Origin of the sequence: Rahnella sp. CJA17(1/100), from assembly GCF_963881615.1 — a bacterium.
GTDB lineage: Bacteria > Pseudomonadota > Gammaproteobacteria > Enterobacterales > Enterobacteriaceae > Rahnella > Rahnella aceris.
On sequence record NZ_CAWOJA010000016.1, the window covers coordinates 37,775 to 55,233 of the forward strand.

At 52.6% G+C, this 17,459-nt stretch carries 19 protein-coding genes; 4 read left to right on the forward strand and 15 right to left on the reverse strand.

What is annotated here, in order from left to right; translation table 11 throughout:
* Positions 1-21: 21 nt before the first annotated feature.
* Positions 22-957: an HTH-type transcriptional regulator MetR gene (metR, locus tag AACU55_RS10195; RefSeq protein ID WP_013577451.1), complete on the forward strand. Its 936-nt coding sequence runs from the start codon at positions 22-24 to the stop codon at positions 955-957.
* Here metR and AACU55_RS10200 read toward each other — a convergent pair.
* Positions 863-1,762 carry a carboxylate/amino acid/amine transporter gene (locus tag AACU55_RS10200; protein ID WP_013577452.1) on the reverse strand — a complete coding sequence of 300 codons (900 nt, stop codon included), beginning with the start codon at positions 1,760-1,762 and terminating at the stop codon, positions 863-865. The genes metR and AACU55_RS10200 overlap by 95 nt on opposite strands.
* A 213-nt stretch (positions 1,763-1,975) precedes the next feature.
* On the opposite strand from AACU55_RS10200, the gene AACU55_RS10205 reads away from it, so the two are divergent.
* Complete coding sequence (locus tag AACU55_RS10205; RefSeq protein WP_013577453.1) at positions 1,976-2,278, forward strand: DUF2756 domain-containing protein; 303 nt, start codon at positions 1,976-1,978, stop codon at positions 2,276-2,278.
* A 253-nt stretch (positions 2,279-2,531) separates the two neighbouring features.
* The gene (locus tag AACU55_RS10210; RefSeq protein WP_013577454.1) at positions 2,532-3,206 is read left to right on the forward strand and encodes a hypothetical protein; all 675 of its coding nucleotides are present in this window, start codon (positions 2,532-2,534) and stop codon (positions 3,204-3,206) included.
* Positions 3,207-3,257: 51 nt separating this feature from the next.
* Here AACU55_RS10210 and ugpQ read toward each other — a convergent pair whose 3' ends face one another.
* The 14 genes from ugpQ to AACU55_RS10280 all read right to left on the reverse strand — a co-directional run bounded on the left by ugpQ (position 3,258) and on the right by AACU55_RS10280 (position 16,500).
* Positions 3,258-3,998, reverse strand: a complete 741-nt coding sequence (ugpQ, locus tag AACU55_RS10215; protein WP_134706980.1) for a glycerophosphodiester phosphodiesterase — start codon at positions 3,996-3,998, stop codon at positions 3,258-3,260.
* 2 nt (positions 3,999-4,000) lie between these two features.
* A complete protein-coding gene (locus tag AACU55_RS10220) occupies positions 4,001-5,074 on the reverse strand; it encodes a sn-glycerol-3-phosphate import ATP-binding protein UgpC (protein ID WP_047607693.1) in 1,074 nt (357 codons plus the stop codon).
* A 6-nt stretch (positions 5,075-5,080) separates the two neighbouring features.
* Entirely contained in the window at positions 5,081-5,926 is an 846-nt protein-coding gene (ugpE, locus tag AACU55_RS10225) for a sn-glycerol-3-phosphate ABC transporter permease UgpE (RefSeq protein ID WP_013577457.1), read from the reverse strand.
* Positions 5,923-6,810, reverse strand: a complete 888-nt coding sequence (ugpA, locus tag AACU55_RS10230) for a sn-glycerol-3-phosphate ABC transporter permease UgpA (RefSeq protein WP_013577458.1) — start codon at positions 6,808-6,810, stop codon at positions 5,923-5,925. Before ugpA ends, ugpE begins: the two co-directional genes overlap by 4 nt.
* A 182-nt stretch (positions 6,811-6,992) precedes the next feature.
* Positions 6,993-8,306, reverse strand: coding sequence for a sn-glycerol-3-phosphate ABC transporter substrate-binding protein UgpB (gene ugpB, locus AACU55_RS10235; RefSeq protein ID WP_013577459.1), 1,314 nt, complete (start codon positions 8,304-8,306; stop codon positions 6,993-6,995).
* Positions 8,307-8,508: 202 nt separating this feature from the next.
* Positions 8,509-8,988, reverse strand: coding sequence for an Hcp family type VI secretion system effector (locus tag AACU55_RS10240; protein ID WP_013577460.1), 480 nt, complete (start codon positions 8,986-8,988; stop codon positions 8,509-8,511).
* A gap of 2 nt (positions 8,989-8,990) precedes the next feature.
* A complete protein-coding gene (locus AACU55_RS10245) occupies positions 8,991-9,251 on the reverse strand; it encodes a hypothetical protein (RefSeq protein ID WP_134706981.1) in 261 nt (86 codons plus the stop codon).
* Positions 9,238-9,852: a hypothetical protein gene (locus AACU55_RS10250; RefSeq protein ID WP_072012278.1), complete on the reverse strand. Its 615-nt coding sequence runs from the start codon at positions 9,850-9,852 to the stop codon at positions 9,238-9,240. Before AACU55_RS10250 ends, AACU55_RS10245 begins: the two co-directional genes overlap by 14 nt.
* Positions 9,853-10,196: 344 nt before the next feature.
* A complete protein-coding gene (locus AACU55_RS10255) occupies positions 10,197-11,384 on the reverse strand; it encodes an aminotransferase-like domain-containing protein (RefSeq protein WP_037035403.1) in 1,188 nt (395 codons plus the stop codon).
* Positions 11,385-11,515: 131 nt separating this feature from the next.
* Complete coding sequence (gene livF / locus AACU55_RS10260) at positions 11,516-12,217, reverse strand: high-affinity branched-chain amino acid ABC transporter ATP-binding protein LivF (protein WP_013577464.1); 702 nt, start codon at positions 12,215-12,217, stop codon at positions 11,516-11,518.
* 27 nt (positions 12,218-12,244) lie between these two features.
* Positions 12,245-13,015 carry a high-affinity branched-chain amino acid ABC transporter ATP-binding protein LivG gene (livG, locus tag AACU55_RS10265; protein ID WP_013577465.1) on the reverse strand — a complete coding sequence of 257 codons (771 nt, stop codon included), beginning with the start codon at positions 13,013-13,015 and terminating at the stop codon, positions 12,245-12,247.
* Complete coding sequence (locus AACU55_RS10270) at positions 13,012-14,301, reverse strand: high-affinity branched-chain amino acid ABC transporter permease LivM (protein ID WP_037035404.1); 1,290 nt, start codon at positions 14,299-14,301, stop codon at positions 13,012-13,014. Before AACU55_RS10270 ends, livG begins: the two co-directional genes overlap by 4 nt.
* Entirely contained in the window at positions 14,298-15,224 is a 927-nt protein-coding gene (livH, locus tag AACU55_RS10275) for a high-affinity branched-chain amino acid ABC transporter permease LivH (RefSeq protein ID WP_013577467.1), read from the reverse strand. The genes AACU55_RS10270 and livH overlap by 4 nt, the downstream gene beginning before the upstream one ends.
* A gap of 163 nt (positions 15,225-15,387) precedes the next feature.
* Entirely contained in the window at positions 15,388-16,500 is a 1,113-nt protein-coding gene (locus tag AACU55_RS10280) for a branched-chain amino acid ABC transporter substrate-binding protein (protein WP_013577468.1), read from the reverse strand.
* Between the two features lie 403 nt (positions 16,501-16,903).
* Here AACU55_RS10280 and panM point away from each other — a divergent pair, with 403 nt between their 5' ends.
* Entirely contained in the window at positions 16,904-17,284 is a 381-nt protein-coding gene (gene panM / locus AACU55_RS10285; RefSeq protein WP_013577469.1) for an aspartate 1-decarboxylase autocleavage activator PanM, read from the forward strand.
* Positions 17,285-17,459 lie beyond the last annotated feature (175 nt).

Here is a 17,459-nt window from a genome sequence, read left to right on the forward strand (position 1 = left end):
ATGACACAGTGAAGGACTCTCATGATCGAACTGAAACACCTGCGAACGTTGCAAGCACTGCGCAACACCGGGTCACTGGCCGCAGCCGCCTCGCAGCTTCATCAGACCCAATCGGCCCTGTCGCACCAGTTCAGTGACCTTGAGCAACGCCTCGGTTTCAGGTTGTTCGTACGAAAAAGTCAGCCTCTGCGTTTTACCCCGCAGGGCGAAATCATGCTGAATCTGGCAGAACAGGTGCTGCCGCAAATTCAACAGGCATTGCAGGCATGCAATGAGCCGCACCAGACTTCACTGCGTATCGCGATTGAATGCCACAGTTGTATTCAGTGGCTGACGCCTGCACTGGATAACTTCCATCAGAACTGGCCGCAGGTGTTAATGGATTTCAAATCCGGCGTGACGTTCGACCCGCAGCCCGCCCTGCAACAGGGCGAGCTGGACATCGTATTAACCTCTGACATCCTGCCGCGCAGCGGTTTGCACTATTCCCCGATGTTCGATTTTGAAGTGCGTCTGGTGCTGGCACCGGATCATCCGCTGGCGACCAAAACGGTGATCACGCCGGAAGATCTCAGCACTGAAACGCTGATGATTTATCCGGTGCAACGCCAGCGTCTGGATATCTGGCGTCATTTCCTGCAACCGGCAGGCGTCAGCCCGTCACTGAAAAGTGTCGATAACACGTTGTTATTAATTCAGATGGTGTCGGCGAGAATGGGAATTGCGGCGTTACCGCACTGGGTAGTAGAGAGTTTTGAGCGCCAGGGTCTGGTGGTAACCAAAACCCTGGGCGATGGCTTATGGAGCCGCCTGTACGCCGCCGTACGTGACGGCGAACAGCGCCAGCCGGTGACGGAAGCCTTTATTCGTTCGGCGCGGCAGCACGCGTGCGATCATCTGCCGTTTGTGCGCGACGCGGCACGACCCAACGCCGGTGTACCCACAGTGAGGACATAATCACAGCGGCACCGATAATAAAGCTCGGCCAGTGCGGCTGCTGTTGCCAGATGGCCAGGTTAACCAGCAGCCCGGCCGGGACGTGAAAGTTGTTCATAATCCCCAGCGTTCCCGCATCGACCTGCGTCGCACCGTAGTTCCACATGAAATATCCCAGCCCTGAAGCGCCGATCCCCAGCCACACCAGAATGCCCCATTGCAGGTCAGTGGTCGGCAGTTTTTGCGGATTGCCCCACAGGAACCACGCCACCACCGCGCAAAGCAACGCGCCGATATAGAACCAGGAAAACGCCGTGTGCTGTGGCATCGGCCGGGTTTCCATCAGGCGTTTATAGCCCACCTGTCCGATGGCAAAACAGATATTCGCCGCCTGCACCAGTAATAAGCCAATAATGAAATGTTCGCTGATGTGGTCGTAACGGATAATCGCTGCACCCGCCACCGCCAGTAACGCACTGAGCGCATAACCGATACGGATTTTGCGGCCACTGATCAGGTCATAAATCAGCGTGACGTACAGCGGCGTCATGACCGTAAACAGCAGGAATTCCGGCACAGACAGATACAGGTACGCCTCGAAGCTGATGAGATACATGATCCCGAGCTGCATTGCCCCCACCGCCATATACAACAGAATGGTCGTAAGCTGATGGCCTTTCCAGCGCAGAAACGGCAGGAAAACCAGCGCCGCCAGCCCTAAACGGACTAACACAGAAAATACGCTGTCGACCTGTCCGGCCAGATACACGCCAATCAGGCTGAAGGAAAAAGCCCACAAAATAGTGGTGATTATGAGTAAAGGCACGGCAATTGAGCCCTGTTGTCAGTGATAAGTGTGAAAGATGCACGATTGTAACGGAATGGGGAAAACCACGAAGTGTGAAGGTGGTTTACATCTGTTCAATTATAGAGCAAACGAGAGCAATGCCACGCTTTGAGGGAAACGTGCGCTCAAATACCCCGTCCGGGGGCATGATGGCATACACTTAACGTATGACTGGAAACGGAGGATGAACTGATGAAATGTTTATATGGAATGCTCGCCGCGCTGCCGCTGCTGTTTGCCGTTCAGACCGCCAGTGCAGTCGAAAAGGTGCCGAACCCTAACGATCCGTTGCTGACCAATCCGTCGCAACAGCGCATGCAACAACAACAGCAAAACAATCAGCAAATGCAGAAACGTCAGCAGGAGCAGGATTTACGCACCAGCCAGCAACAACAGCAGCTCAAGCTGAAGTCGCAAATCCAGAGCAATCAGCAACGATTGCAGATCCAGCAGAATAACCAGACGCTGGGGCAGAAGCTGAATCAGACACCTTAATATTCCGGGAGGCACTCAGTGCCTCTTAAATTCCTCATCGCCGTAATGCTGCACTGACTATTTACCTCCGGTAATATCACCACCAGAAACAATAAAAATATCCCTCCCCTTGCATTTATTATTAATGCTTTTATTATTCCCGACCGATAAGAATAAAGTCTTTCTGCCCCTGAATCAGCGCGGCTAATAAAACAGGATCCGCACCTGAAGACGCATTAATAGTGTTTTATAAAATTAAAAGGGAAATTATTGCATGAAAGTTTCAACAGGGATTACCGTAGTGGCTGCCAGTTTATTATTATCCGCCTGTGCGACGACCCAATCTGAAAAGATCTCTGCCGCCAATGGCAGCACTATTGGCCTGTACTCAGGTTTTGCCTCGGCAGATATGAATAATAACCGCTCGCCTGATGTGTATTTGCGTGAAGTCACGCCCTCTTACACCGCTGCGGGCGTTGGACTTAATGTCCTGACTTCTGTGCTTGCCGGCGGTATTGCCGTGAATACCTTCAGTAAGGAAAACCTGAAAGGGTCTGAAATCAAAACCCTGCCTGAACCGACGAAAAACTATCTGACACCCCGGGCCAGGCCGCTCATCACAAACTGGCTGCAAAAAAATGGCAACGGCTATCAGTATAAAAACAATCTGAATATTGTGGCTGCACAGTGGTTACTGGTTTATAAAGACCTCTCCAGCGCCAACTCGGACTACGAGTTGCGTTACACCATTAAATTCTATAAAAAGCCTGAAGATGCGAATATGTTCTCCGCATGGGTTATTGCAGAATGTACGCCAACTGTCGTGACCGCCCCGCTTGCTGACTGGCAGGCAAATAACTATGCGCTGGTCACCAAAACCACAGAGAAATATATGGATTCCTGCCTGCTGGAACTGGATAACCAACTCCCGCGCCTGCTCAAACACTGAGTATTCTCAGCGGTAAAATAATTAAGGCGCGGGATCCGCGCCTTATTCCTGTCAGATAAAATCCGGCCCGATCACATCAATCTTATCGGTACAAATACAGTCCACGCCCCAGCCCAGCAATTCGCGGGCACGCGCCGGATTATTCACCGTGTACACCAGAATATGCAGCCCGGCGTCTTTGATGGCTTTAACGCGTTCTTCGTTGAGCAATTTGTGATTAAGATGCAGGGAAACGCATTCCAGTTCGTCAGTCAGCGCTTTCCAGTTTTCGTGCCATTCATCGATCAGCAAGCCACGCGGTAATTCCGGTGCGGCTTTTTTGGCGGCAACCAGCGCGTCGAATTCAAACGAGGAAAGCAACGGCGGAACGGCCTGATCTTTCCACAATTCCCGGGCGGCCAGCGCGATATCGGTACCGGTTTTCTCATCGGTTCCGGTGGTGGGTTTGATCTCAATATTCACCATCATGTGATGGCGCGCACAGCGTTCGGCTACCTGCGCCAGCAGCGGTAATTTCTCGCCTTTAAAAGCGGCGCTGTACCAGTTACCGGCATCGAGCTTTTCGAGTTTTTCCCACGGCAATTCACCGGCCACGCCCCAGCCGTTGCTGGTGCGGTTCAGGGTATCGTCATGCAACAGGAAGATTTCCCCGCCTTGCGCCAGTTTGGCGTCAAATTCGATCATGGTGTGACCGTATCTGGCGCCCGTGTCGATGGCCGCCAGTGTATTTTCCGGTGCCAGTGCGCCGCCACCACGGTGTGCCACAATGCGAGGATATGGCCAGGCTTTCATGTTTATTCCATCCGTAATCCGCTGTGAGTATCGAAAAAGTGTAACGCTTTCGCCGGGAAATCCAAGCGCAACAGCGAGCCTGCTGTCGGGAACACTTCATGCGACAAACGCACCACGACACCGCTGTCCGCCAGTTTGCCGTGCGCCAGATTATCCGCGCCCAGCAGTTCCAGCGTATTCAGCACCATCGGGATCCCCTTCTGCGAATCATCAGTCAGATGAATATGTTCAGGACGGATGCCCACTGTCAGTTCGCGTCCTCCCCATTCCGGGCGAGGAACCGGCAGCGGCAGTTCGAATCCGTCTTCCATTACCAGCGATGTACCGTCAGTGGTCAGCTGGCCCGGCAATAAATTCATGGCCGGAGAGCCGATAAAGCTGGCGACAAACAGACTTGCCGGACGGCGGTAAACTTCAGACGGCGTACCGATTTGTTCGGCAATGCCTTTGTTCATCACGATCACGCGCTCCGCCAGCGTCATAGCTTCGACCTGATCGTGCGTGACGTACAAACTGGTGGTACGCAAACGGCGGTGAAGCTGTTGCAGTTCAAGGCGCATCTGCACACGCAGTTTAGCGTCGAGATTGGACAGCGGTTCATCAAACAGGAATACCGCCGGTTCACGCACGATAGCGCGTCCCATCGCCACACGCTGACGCTGGCCACCGGAAAGCTCACGCGGTTTGCGTTTCAGCAACGGGCCGAGTTCAAGAATGCGGGCCGCTTCCTCGACGCGGGCGAGGATCTGCGCTTTACCGAAGCCGCGAATTTTCAGGCCATATGCCATGTTGTCGAAGACGCTCATATGCGGATACAGCGCATAGTTCTGGAACACCATCGCAATACCGCGATCTTTCGGTTCCAGTTCGGTGACGCGCTGGTCGTTGATATAGATATCACCGGAGGTAGTGCGCTCCAGCCCGGCCACCATACGCAGCAGGGTGGATTTTCCGCAGCCCGACGGCCCGACCATCACGATGAATTCACCGTCGGCGACATCCAGATCAATACTCTGGATAATCTGGTTTTTGCCGTCGTAGGATTTGGTCACTGCCTGTAATTTCAAATTTGCCATTTCAGTTTACTTCTCACTGTCTACCAGACCGCGCACAAACCAGCGCTGCATCAGGAGCACCACCGCCAGCGGTGGCAATAAGGTCAGGATCATGGCCGCCATCACCTGATTCCATTGGGTCGAGCCGTCGCCGGAGGAAATCATGCTTTTAATCCCCGCCACCGCCGTGCCCATCGAGACATCGCTGGTGATCAGGATCGGCCACAAATATTGGTTCCAGCCATAGATGAAGGTAATGACGAACAGTGCCGCAAGATTGGTTTTCGACAGCGGCAGCACAATGTCCCAGAAGAAGCGCATCGCGCCCGCGCCGTCGATACGCGCCGCCTCCAGCAGCTCATCCGGTAAGGTCATAAAGAACTGGCGGAACAGGAAGGTGGCGGTCGCCGAGGCCATCAGCGGCAACGTCAGGCCGGTGTAACTGTCGAGCATATGCAGATTGGCGATCACCTGGACGGTCGGGAAAATACGCACTTCCACCGGCAGCATCAGCGTCATGAAAATCAGCCAGAAGAACAGGTTACGCAGCGGAAAGCGGAAGTAGACAATGGCGTAAGCCGAGAGCATCGATACCGAAATTTTACCGACGGTGATAACCATCGCCATGATGAAACTGTTGATCAGCATCCGTCCGAATGCCGGACTGCTGTTACCCGCGCCCTGCGTCCAGATCGTGGTAATGTTTTCCCACAAGTGCGTGCCCGGGATCAGCGTCATCGGCACGTCAAAAATCTGTTTGTTGTCCAGCGACGCTGCCACAAACGCGACGTACAGCGGAAAGAGGATCACCAGCACGCCGAGCAGCAGCATGATGTGGCTGAAGATATCCAGCCCTCTGCGGTTTTCAATCATTGATAACGCACCTTACGCTCGACAAAGCGGAACTGAATGAACGTCAGGCCGCAAACCAGCAGCATCAGAATCACGGACTGAGCGGCAGAACTGGACAAGTCCAGACCGGAGAAACCTTCGCGATACACTTTGTAAATCAGGGTGGTGGTCGCCTGCATCGGGCCACCGGCCGTCGCAGCATCAATCACCGGGAAAGTATCGAAGAAGGCGTACACCAGATTGACCACCAGCAGGAAGAAACTGACCGGCGAAATCAGCGGCAATACCAGATTGAAGAAACGGCGAACCGGGCCTGCGCCATCGATAGCCGCTGCTTCCACCAGCGATTTAGGAATCGACTGCAACGCTGCCAGGAAGAACAGGAAGTTGTAGCTGACTTGCTTCCAGACCGATGCCAGTACCACCAGGAACATCGCCTGACCGCTGTTTTGCGCGTGGTTCCAGTTGTAGCCTATCGAGCCGAGGAAATGAGTAATCAGGCCCAGACCGGGGCTGAACAAGAACATCCACAAGACGGCGGCCACCGCAGGCGCAACGGCGTATGGCAGGATCATCAGCGTCTGATAAATCCGGCTGCCGCGCACAACGTGATCGACCAGCGCCGCGAAAAACAGCGAAACGGCCAGCCCGATAAACGCCACCATAAAACTGAATTTCAGCGTGGTGTAGAAAGAATCGAGATAGTACGAGTCCTGAAAAAGCTGCACGAAGTTAGTCAGACCGGCAAAGGTACTGGATAAGCCGAACGGATCCAGCGTCTGCACCGAATACCACAGCGCCTGACCGGCAGGCCACAGGAAGAATATCGCGGTGATTAACAGCTGCGGCAAAACCAGCGCGTAGGGCAACCAGCTGCAACCAAAACCGGGACGGTGTGAACTCATGATGGTTTACTCGTTGATATAAAAGACTCCCCGAAAGGGAGCAAACCAGGTTGGTTTTGAATTTGGCTTTTGGCTCCTCCCCCTGCGAAGGGGGAGGTTGGGAGGGGGTTTGGCAAGCGACTGAGTTGTCTTTAATACCCCACCCCAGCCCTCCCCTTCGCAGGGGAGGGAGCAAAACTGGATTACTTAGTAGAAGCTTCGAAGCGACGTAACAGTAAGTTCCCGCGCTGTACTGCAGTGTCTAACGCTTCTTTGGCCGTTTTCTTGCCGCTCCACACGCTTTCCAGCTCTTCATCCAGGATGGTACGGATCTGAGGCATGTTGCCCAGACGCAGACCTTTGGTGAACGGCAACGGTGGCTTGTTCAGCATCTGGCGGGTGGCGACGTCAGAACCCGGGTTCTTCTCGTAGAAGCCTTCTTTCCTGGTCAGCTCATACGCGGCAGTCGTCACCGGCAGATAACCGGTTTTCTGATGCCACTCGGCTGCGATTTCCGGCGTGGTCAGGAATTGCAGGAATTCGGCAACGCCTTTGTAGGTGTCTTTATCTTTGCCGTTCATCACCCACAGGCTTGCACCGCCGATGATGGCGTTTTGCGGCGCGCCTTTGATGTCTGCGTCGTAAGGCATCATGCCTACGCCGTAGTTGAATTTAGAATACTGACGGATGTCAGCCAGTGAACCGGAAGACGCGGTAGTCATCGCGCAATCGCCGTTATAGAACTTGGCGGTGGATTCGTCTTTACGACCAAAATAGGTGAAATCACCTTTCTTGTTCATATCTTCAAGCATCTGGATGTGTTTGATTTGCTCTGGTTTGTTGAATTCCAGAACCGCATCGGTGCCATCGAAGCCGTTGTTTTTGGTGGCGATTGGCAGACCGTGCCAGGCGCTGAAGTTCTCAATCTGGATCCAACCCTGCCAGCCGCTGGCGTAACCACATTTCATGCCCGCTTCACGCAATTTCTCGGTGTACGCAGCCATATCCTGCCAGGTTTTCGGCGGCTGATCCGGGTTCAGACCGGCTTTCTTAAAGGCATCTTTGTTGTAATACAGCACCGGCGTGGAGCTGTTGAAAGGCTGAGACAGCAGACGGCCTTTGGAATCGGAGTAATAACCGGAAACGGTCGGCACGAACTGGGAAACGTCTTCTTTAATGCCCGCATCGCTGAACACTTCGTAAACCGGTTTGATGGCTTTGCTGGCCATCATGGTCGCGGTGCCCACTTCGTAAACCTGCAAAATCGCAGGCGCATTACCGGTGCGGTACGCGGCAATACCGGCCGCCAGGCTTTCGTCGTATTTGCCTTTGTAGACAGGCATGATTTTGACATCAGGGTGCGTCTGGTTAAAACGGTCGGCCAGCGAGTTCACTTCTTTGCCTAATTCGCCGTCCATAGAGTGCCAGAAAGGGATTTCTGTCACAGCGAAAGCATTGGCGCTGAAAGCCAGCGTCAGCGCGGTGCCAATGACCGTTTTTTTGAGGTTGATGAACATGCCTGTCTCCTGAATTCTGCTGGTGTGCTGCAAGTGCAGCCTGAAGTATGCCGGGTAGAGTCGGGAGGTAAAATGACACGGAAAAATGACAATAAGGTTACGGGAAAGTTAAGCGGGGATGACAGGCAGATGGCAAAAAATTAGGTTCATGCCGGTTAAACGTTAGGAAAAACCGTCCGCAGGACGGCTTATCTTATTAGATTTATGCTACGGTGCGTTCATTCCAACTGTCTTTAAATATTATGTTCCCATCGACATATTTCCATTGAATTGACTCATAGCGCATTTCAATATTTTCCAGATGCGTTCCTGTTCCCGAACCGGGATGAAGGCTAGGAGTAATTCCGGTGATCTTCACATTTTCCATGCGAATGTTGAAATACTCTGCTTCTACACCCGCGTCTAATATGTGATACATCTTAAACTCAGCGGATTTAAGCGTAATTCCCTGACTAATCGTACGGTAAAGTATTGGCGTCGTGCGATCAAATTCCTTTTGAAATAATATCGGTGTATGAATACGCGTACCTGTCAATTTCCCAGTATTTCTATCCGTCGGAACTGTCAGGTGGTGTGAAAGTGATTTCACTTCAATAGAACCCACACGCCCGTGAACATTACAACTTCCGATAACAGGAGAACCATTTTCATCCGTTAACCACAAATAAGCAGGATTAGACATTTTTATTTCCTTAATTTAATGTTTCGGCTTTTTTTCCTATAGCCTTCTATTTTTCCGATGCACTTTGATACAAAGAAGAAACAAACCAGCCATCCTGCGGCATAAACGAATTTCATAGGCCACACAACTGGCAGCATAAGGCTTCCGATTAACCCGCCAACAAAAAGCACAGATTCAAAAAAATCCCATACGTTGACGACGGCAAATATCACCCATTTCGCTGCGCCTTTTGCGACAACAAGAAGCGGTTTATTGTGTGACATGCAGTTTTCGCCCTACAGCATCGATTATCCTGTCAAACGCAGGCTGTCCGCGCGTAGCACCTATGTGCACCGCATCAATGAACGGCTTAACAGCGGGTTCAAAAAGAAAGTAGGTAAGGTCATAATCATGGGGTCGAAGGAGCCAGTAAATCTCCGGTGCTTCGATGGCAAGGCTTTCTGATTTTCTTATTGAGCGCTCACTCATTCCCCCTATAAGCAAAATCATCGTCACCCTGCCAATCCAGTTTTTGGCACTTTGTGCACCGATAAATGACACTCTCGCCAGCACAGCAGCACCAATCACCGCAATAAGTTTCGCGGTAAGTAAACGCCCGGCAATCGAGGATACCACGCCACGATAGACATTATTTTGTTTGGTCACTGAAGCATATTTATCGAATTCTTTAAATATGATCTCTACCGCATTTGTTATATGCTTGTAATTGAGTATGTCATTATGTATTGCTTCAGCCATACGAAAACGCTGTGTCTGATGTGCAAAACGGGAATCTGTATCAAAATATCCTATGGCCAGGTAACCCATATCTAAAGGAACGGTAAGCGCACCATTTATTAATCCGGTAATTGTGGCTGGGGACATTATGATATCTGAAATTCTATTTGCAACATCATCTATATCACTTGAAATGTTATCGATATCTGCCACGATAAACCTCCCTGATTTCGTGTTGATATGACCTTAATACATTAAGGGTTAAATGAACAAGTGTTATAAATTCAATTTTTCTATTAAATGTGGGGTATACCGCGGAATATCAGGGAGCAATATGAATGAGGTACTGTACTTGCCAGCAACTGACCCTGGCTGTCTGGCAGATAGAGGTTTACCCTTAAACGACCCCACTTTTTCTGGCGCCAGAGCGATGGAGCAAAAATAAAGCGCCTTGTATAAACAAAGCGCCTTAGATGAGAAATACGGGAAAATTACAGGGCGCGTTTCAGGCGGGCGACTGCCTCGTGCATTTGCTCCTCGGTCGCGGTGGCGAATGACAGACGGAAGGTCGAGTGATCCGGATTATCTGCATAGAAGAATTCACCCGGGACAAACACCACGCCCTGCTCCAGCGTCTTTTTCATCCAGTCAGCGCAGTTACGCGGCTCGCGGAAACGCGCCCACAGGAACATGCCGCCTTTCGGATATTCAAACGTCAGCACATCGCCCAGCTCGCGTTCCAGCAGTCCGGCCATGATCTCGCATTTGTTTTTATACGCCGCACGGATGGTTTCGATCTGCTTCGGCAGACGACCCAGGCCGAGATAGTATTCCGCAATGCTCTGCGACAGCGCGCTGGCGTGCAGATCCGCGGCCTGTTTGATGATGGCAACTTTGTGCAGCAGCCAGTCAGGCATAATCACCCAGCCCAGACGCAGGCCCGGTGCCAGAATTTTGGAAAACGTTGAGGTATAGATGATGTTATCCGCGTGACCAAACATCGCTTTCGACAGCTCAAACAGCGTCGGCTGGCGTTCGTCGGTGAAACGCAGTTCGCCGTACGGGTCATCTTCTACAATCAGGAATTCGTGCTGTGCTGCCAGTTTCACCAGTTGCTCACGACGGGCACGGCTCAGGGTTACGCCGCTCGGGTTTCCGAACGTTGGCACCAGATACACGCCTTTAATCTTCTGCGTTTTTAGCCGTTCCGCCAGCTCATCAACAATCATGCCGTCGCCGTCAGAGCCGACGGACAGCAGTTTAGCTTCGGCCAGTTCCAGGGTTTGTAACGCCGCCAGATAGGTCGGGCGCTCCACCACGAAAACATCATCGGGGTTCACCACGGCGCGCATCACCAAATCCAGCGCCTGCTGGGAGCCTGCAGTGACCACGATATCTTCAGGCTGCGCAACCACACCACGCTCCTGACAAAGCTCAGCAATACGCTCACGCAGCGTATAACTGCCTTCGGTCAGACCATACTGGAATGCATGTTCCGGCTGTTCAGTAATGGCCAGCTGTGTGGCTTCACGCAGGCCGTCGAAATCAAAAAGCGCCGAAGAAGGAATACCACCCGCCAGCGAAATAACGCCTTCCATCTTGCTATGTTTCAGCAATTCCCGGATGGCTGAACTTTTAAGCCTGACCATACGGGCGGCGAGTAAACCTTCTGTGTTCATGACATGTTCCTGATGATGTGCAAAGTTATACGAATGTAAGAGATGTTAATTTATAGACAAAATAAAAACCGCAAAGCGCTTGCCGTGCGGTTTGTTAGATTTAACACAGATTTTTAAAATCCGATGCCAATTTATGCGCCAAGATAGGCCGCACGCACCGCTTCGTTCGCCAGCAATGCCGCACCGGTATCTTCCAGCACCACATGACCATTCTCCAGAACGTAACCACGATCAGCGAGTTTCAGCGCCTGATTGGCGTTTTGCTCGACCAGGAAGATGGTCATTCCTTCTTCGCGCAATTGCTGGATAGTGTCGAAAATCTGCTGGATGATGATGGGCGCCAGCCCCAGCGACGGCTCATCGAGCAGCAGCAAACGTGGCTGGCTCATCAGCGCACGGCCAATCGCCAGCATCTGTTGCTCGCCACCGGACATGGTGCCTGACCGCTGCACACGACGCTCTTTCAGGCGCGGGAACAACGTAAACACGCGCTCCAGCCGTTCCTGATACTGATCGCGTGTGGCAAAGAAACCGCCCATCGCCAGATTCTCTTCCACCGTCATGCGTGAGAACACGCGGCGGCCTTCCGGCACAATCGCGATATCGCCACGCATGATTTTGGCGGTCTGCCACTGCGTGATGTCTTTTCCTTCGAAAATAATCGAGCCATTCGTCGCACGTGGTTCGCCACATAAACTGCCAAGTAGTGTGGTTTTACCCGCGCCGTTCGCGCCGATCAGCGTGACGATTTCCCCTTTATTAATACTCAGGCTGACTTCATGCAGCGCCTGAATTTTGCCGTAATGGGCGGATACCTGATTAAATGACAACATCTTGTTCTGTCCCTTAGCCTTCGCCCATTAACCTTCGCCTAAATAGGCGCGGATCACGTCAGGATTATTACGAATTTCAGCCGGTGTGCCTTGTGCCAGCGGCGTGCCCTGATTCACCACGTAGATGCGGTCGGAAATACCCATTACCAGTTTCATGTCGTGCTCAATCAGCAGAACAGACACGTTGTGCTGGTTACGCAATTCGGCAATCAGCTGGTTAAGCTCTTCGGTTTCACGCGGATTAAGACCGGCCGCCGGTTCGTCGAGCATCAGGATTTCAGGACGCGTCACCATGCAGCGGACAATTTCCAGACGGCGTTGCTGGCCGTAAGCCAGATTACCCGCCTGACGGTTTGCCAGCTCGAGCAATCCGACACGTTCCAGCCAGTCAGCAGCGCGATCCAAAGCATCGGCTTCAGCGCGACGAAAGCCCGGCGTTTTGAACAGCCCAGCCAGCACGCCGCTTTTCAGGTGCTGATGCTGCGCGACCAGCAGGTTTTCGATCACCGTCATTTCACGGAACAGACGCACGTGCTGGAAAGTACGTACCACGCCCATGCGGGCAATTTTCTGCCCCGGTAAACCTTCCAGATGCTGATCACGCAGTTTAATGGTGCCGCCGCTCGGTTTGTAGAAACCGGTCAGGCAGTTAAATACCGTGGTTTTACCGGCACCGTTCGGGCCGATCAGCGAAACAATTTCGCCCTGATTGAGGTTCAGCGCCACATTGTTGACCGCCAGCAGGCCGCCAAAACGCATCATCAACCCTTCAACCGCTAACAGAGGTTGCGTACTCATGCCTTTTCCCCCTGATCCGCGATTTGTTGCTTAGACAGCTTCAGTTTCAGTTGCGGGCGCTTCATCGGCAGTAAGCCCTGCGGACGCCAGATCATCATCAGCACCATTAATGCGCCGAGCAGCAACATGCTGTACTCGTTGAGATCACGCATCAGTTCGCGGGAAACCACCAGCAAAATAGCCGCCAGAATGACTGCAAACTGCGAGCCCATCCCGCCGAGCACGACGATAGCCAGCACGAAGGCGGATTCCGCAAAGGTGAAGGATTCCGGGCTGACAAAGCCCTGACGCGCCGCAAACAGCGTACCGGCGAAACCGGCAAACGCAGCACTGATGGTGAACGCGGTCAGTTTGATGCGGGTCGGGTTCAGGCCCAGTGAACGGCAGGCAATTTCATCTTCACGTAAGGCTTCCCATGCACGGCCGAGCGGCATACGTAGCAAACGGTTGATGATGAACAATGTGGCGATCACCAGCAGCAGCGCCACCATGTACAGGAAAATAATGCGGTCGCTGGGATCATACGTAACATTAAAGAAGTTGCTGAAGGTATCCCAGCCGCCGTCGCGCGGCGTACGGCTGAATTCCAGCCCGAACAGCGTCGGTTTCGGGATCTGGCTGATCCCGTTCGGTCCGCCGGTCAGTTCGGTATTATTGAGCAGCAGGATGCGGACGATTTCCCCAAAGCCCAGCGTCACAATCGCCAGATAGTCACCCCGCAGCCGCAGAACCGGGAAGCCAAGCAGGAAACCAAACGCCGCCGATACCAGACCAGCCAGCGGTAAGGCTTCCCAGAATCCGATGCCGTAATAGTGATTGAGCAGCGCGTAGGTGTAAGCGCCGATGGCATAAAAGCCGCCGTAACCCAGCACCAGCAGGCCGGACAATCCGACCACCACGTTCAGACCGAGGCCGAGCATGATGTAGATGAGCGTCAGCGTGGCGATATCCACCGTGCCGCGCGAGACGATAAACGGCCAGGCAATAGCGGCGATAATCAGCACCAGCGCCAGCAGTTTTTGTTTCGGCGTCGAGCCATCAAAGCTCGGCAAAACCCAGCCCGGACCCGAGACCTTTTTCAGGCCGCTGCTGACCATCGGGCGGAATAGCTGGAATACGAACACGATGGCGCAGCCGATGGCAATCCACGTCCAGCGCACTTCACCGGCGCCGTTGACCACCAGTTTTGTGCCGTCGAGGCTCAGTTGCAATCCCATGATGAATGCGGCCAGCACCAGCAGGACGAAAGCGGAGACCAGCGCATTTAACAGATTCAGGCGCTTCATACTTTCTCAACCTCCGGACGACCCAGAATACCGGTCGGCAGCACCAGCAACACGACGATCAGCAGTGCGAAGGAGACCACGTCTTTGTATTCGGTGCTCAGATACGCTGAGGTCAGCGCTTCAGCGACGCCCAGAATCAGGCCGCCGATCATCGCCCCCGGAATACTGCCGATCCCACCAAGAACCGCGGCGGTGAAAGCTTTCATACCGGCCATGAAGCCGATATACGGATTGATTACTCCGTAGAACTGACCGAGCAGAACACCCGCTACGGCCGCCATTAACGCGCCAATGACGAAGGTTAGCGAAATCACGCGGTCAGTGCTGATCCCCAGCAGGCTGGCCATTTTGAGGTCTTCGGCGCAGGCACGACAGGCGCGACCCATACGCGAATAACGGATGAACAGCGTCAGCGCCAGCATCGCAACAAACGTGACGACCCAGATAATCAGCTGCATGGTGCTGATGGTCGCCGCAAAGCCGTTGGTTTCACCCAGTTTCCACTGGCCGGTCACCAGACTCGGTAAGGCGAGATCGCGTGAGCCCTGCGTGAGGCTGACGTAGTTTTGCAGAAAAATTGACATCCCGATGGCAGAAATCAGTGCAATCAACCGCTTGGAGTTACGCACCGGCTTATACGCCACGCGTTCAATACTCCAGCCATAGGCACTGGAAATTACAATCGCGGCGATAAAACCGGCACCGATCAGCAACCAGCTGGCGTCGATACCCATCATCATCAGGGCGGCGATAACAATAAAGGAGACATAACTGCCGATCATATACACCTCGCCGTGGGCGAAGTTGATCATGCCGATAATGCCGTAAACCATGGTGTAACCAATGGCGATCAGCGCATAAGTGCTGCCCAACGTAACACCGTTGAACATCTGCTGAATGAAATAGAGGAACTGCTCTGACATACCCTATCCTTATTAATCAAGGGTTTGATAACTTGTGCTACTCCTCCCCCTGCGAAGGGGGAGGTTGGGAGGGGGTTTTGCAAACAACGCCGTTGCCATTAATACCCCACCCCAGCCCTCCCCCTTCGCAGGGGAGGGAGCGGAGAACCACTTTGGTGCGGTTTTATTTGATTGGGGTAGACGTGCCGTCTTTATGCCACTCGAAAATACCGAATTCGAATCCTTTCAGGTCACCTTTTGCATCCCAGCTCAGCGGGCCCATCACGGTATCCACTGGCGCTGATTTCAGGTTTTTGGCGATATCTGCCGGTTCCATGCTGCCGCTGCGTTCCATACCGGTAGTCAGCGCCTGCAATGCGGCGTAAGTCGTCCAGACGAACGGACCGGTTGGATCCAGTTTCTTGGCTTTCAGGGCGTCCACAATTGGCTGGTTAGCCGGCACCTGATCATAACGTTTTGGCAGGGTCACCAGCATGCCTTCAGAAGCATCACCGGCAATGTTAGACAGTGAGGAGTTGCCTACACCTTCCGGGCCCATGAATTTAGCTGCCAGACCGGCTTGTTTTGACTGACGCAGGATCTGCCCCATTTCCGGGTAATAGCCGCCGAAATAAACGAAATCGACGTTTTCTTTTTTCAGACGCGCCACCAGTGTGGAGAAGTCTTTGTCGCCTGCGGTCACGCCTTCAAACAGGACAACGTTGCCGCCGCCTTTTTTCAGCGCATCCTGTACAGAACGGGCCAGGCCTTCACCGTATTGCTGTTTATCATGCACCACGGCGATACGTTTTGGTTTGATAGTGTCGAGGATGTATTTCGCTGCGGTCGGGCCTTGATCAGAATCCAGGCCAGTAGTGCGCATCACCATTTTATAACCACGGGTGGTCAGGTCAGCGTTAGTCGCCGCCGGGGTGATCATCAGCACGCCTTCATCTTCATAGATGTCGGAAGCAGGCTGAGTAGAAGAAGAACACAGGTGGCCGATAACATAACGGATACCGTCGTTGATCACTTTGTTGGCAACCGCAACGGCTTGTTTCGGATCACAGGCATCGTCATATTCCACGCCAACCAGTTTGTCGCCCTTCACGCCGCCTTTGGCATTGATATCAGCGATCGCTTGTTTTGCCCCCGTAAACTCCATGTCACCGTACTGGGCGACCGGACCTGACATAGCACCGACAATGGCGACTTTGATGTCTTTTGCGAACGCCGCCTGACTCATTGCTAATGCAATACACCCTGCCAGCCAGATCTTACCCTTTGTTACTTTCATCCGATTACCCCGTTCATGTGTGTGTTGTGGTTTGCTCTTTGTTGCCTGTTCAAAACATCATCACTTTGGAAATTTAGTATAAGTAATAACGAGTTACCGGCTTATTTCGTCTTATTTTCGAATAAGACTTTATAATTCATATCATTAAACAGGAATTTTCTTCTGCAAATCAAATAGCACAATCAGAAATATGAGGTGTAAACAGAATTTTATTTGGCTGAAAAGGCGGTGTAGATTTAAACAATCAGTCGTTAACACTGGCTTTATTGATTAAAGCCAACATTTATCGCTTATGCAGAGATCACTAAAAAACTTTTCGACCTGTTACTGTACAAAAAAAGTTACGCCCGATTTCTAGTGGATTCCGCTACACTGACGCTCCCTTTTTCTGACCTTGCGCATCATGAAATTAACTATCCAAAAACTGACGTCGCTCAGCGTGCAGGACCTGATCGACCTGGCAAAAATCTGGCCGGAGCAAACTGAAAGTGACTGGCAAGCCAGCCTGCAAAATAACCGTGCGCTGTTCGCTGCGGTGTTTAATGAACGCATTCTGGGCGCAGTGAAAATCAGGCTCGACGGTAATCAGGCTGAACTGAGTGATTTGCTGGTGCGCGAAGTCACGCGCCGTCGCGGTGTCGGATTGTATCTGATGGAAGATGTGCAGGCGCAACTGCCGCAGGTGGAAAGCTGGACGATGAAAGCGGATCCGGAGCCCGTGCTGGATGCATTTATGCTGGCGTGCGGTTTTGTACGTGAAGGCAATGTCTGGAAAAAATCCTGAGCACAGCCTGCCCGCGCGGATTTTCAGTCATAAAAAAAGCGACCCGAAGGCTAATGCCGATCGTTTAAGGATCAGTTGACCGATCCTGTGGCTCGTGTAAAAAGGGTTCATGCTCATCATGGACCCTTTTTAAATGGAACTTTCACAAGCTCTCGGTATTATCAATCTTACTGCC

What these genes read in the sequence shown, in the direction of transcription:
- metR (WP_013577451.1), top strand. Translation starts at nt 22, where the DNA reads ATGATCGAACTGAAACACCTGCGAACGTTGCAAGCACTGCGCAACACC.
- AACU55_RS10205 (WP_013577453.1), top strand. Translation starts at nt 1,976, where the DNA reads ATGAAATGTTTATATGGAATGCTCGCCGCGCTGCCGCTGCTGTTTGCC.
- AACU55_RS10210 (WP_013577454.1), top strand. Translation starts at nt 2,532, where the DNA reads ATGAAAGTTTCAACAGGGATTACCGTAGTGGCTGCCAGTTTATTATTA.
- ugpQ (WP_134706980.1), bottom strand. Translation starts at nt 3,998, where the DNA reads ATGAAAGCCTGGCCATATCCTCGCATTGTGGCACACCGTGGTGGCGGC.
- AACU55_RS10220 (WP_047607693.1), bottom strand. Translation starts at nt 5,074, where the DNA reads ATGGCAAATTTGAAATTACAGGCAGTGACCAAATCCTACGACGGCAAA.
- ugpE (WP_013577457.1), bottom strand. Translation starts at nt 5,926, where the DNA reads ATGATTGAAAACCGCAGAGGGCTGGATATCTTCAGCCACATCATGCTG.
- ugpA (WP_013577458.1), bottom strand. Translation starts at nt 6,810, where the DNA reads ATGAGTTCACACCGTCCCGGTTTTGGTTGCAGCTGGTTGCCCTACGCG.
- ugpB (WP_013577459.1), bottom strand. Translation starts at nt 8,306, where the DNA reads ATGTTCATCAACCTCAAAAAAACGGTCATTGGCACCGCGCTGACGCTG.
- AACU55_RS10240 (WP_013577460.1), bottom strand. Translation starts at nt 8,988, where the DNA reads ATGTCTAATCCTGCTTATTTGTGGTTAACGGATGAAAATGGTTCTCCT.
- AACU55_RS10245 (WP_134706981.1), bottom strand. Translation starts at nt 9,251, where the DNA reads ATGTCACACAATAAACCGCTTCTTGTTGTCGCAAAAGGCGCAGCGAAA.
- AACU55_RS10250 (WP_072012278.1), bottom strand. Translation starts at nt 9,852, where the DNA reads ATGTCCCCAGCCACAATTACCGGATTAATAAATGGTGCGCTTACCGTT.
- AACU55_RS10255 (WP_037035403.1), bottom strand. Translation starts at nt 11,384, where the DNA reads ATGAACACAGAAGGTTTACTCGCCGCCCGTATGGTCAGGCTTAAAAGT.
- livF (WP_013577464.1), bottom strand. Translation starts at nt 12,217, where the DNA reads ATGTTGTCATTTAATCAGGTATCCGCCCATTACGGCAAAATTCAGGCG.
- livG (WP_013577465.1), bottom strand. Translation starts at nt 13,015, where the DNA reads ATGAGTACGCAACCTCTGTTAGCGGTTGAAGGGTTGATGATGCGTTTT.
- AACU55_RS10270 (WP_037035404.1), bottom strand. Translation starts at nt 14,301, where the DNA reads ATGAAGCGCCTGAATCTGTTAAATGCGCTGGTCTCCGCTTTCGTCCTG.
- livH (WP_013577467.1), bottom strand. Translation starts at nt 15,224, where the DNA reads ATGTCAGAGCAGTTCCTCTATTTCATTCAGCAGATGTTCAACGGTGTT.
- AACU55_RS10280 (WP_013577468.1), bottom strand. Translation starts at nt 16,500, where the DNA reads ATGAAAGTAACAAAGGGTAAGATCTGGCTGGCAGGGTGTATTGCATTA.
- panM (WP_013577469.1), top strand. Translation starts at nt 16,904, where the DNA reads ATGAAATTAACTATCCAAAAACTGACGTCGCTCAGCGTGCAGGACCTG.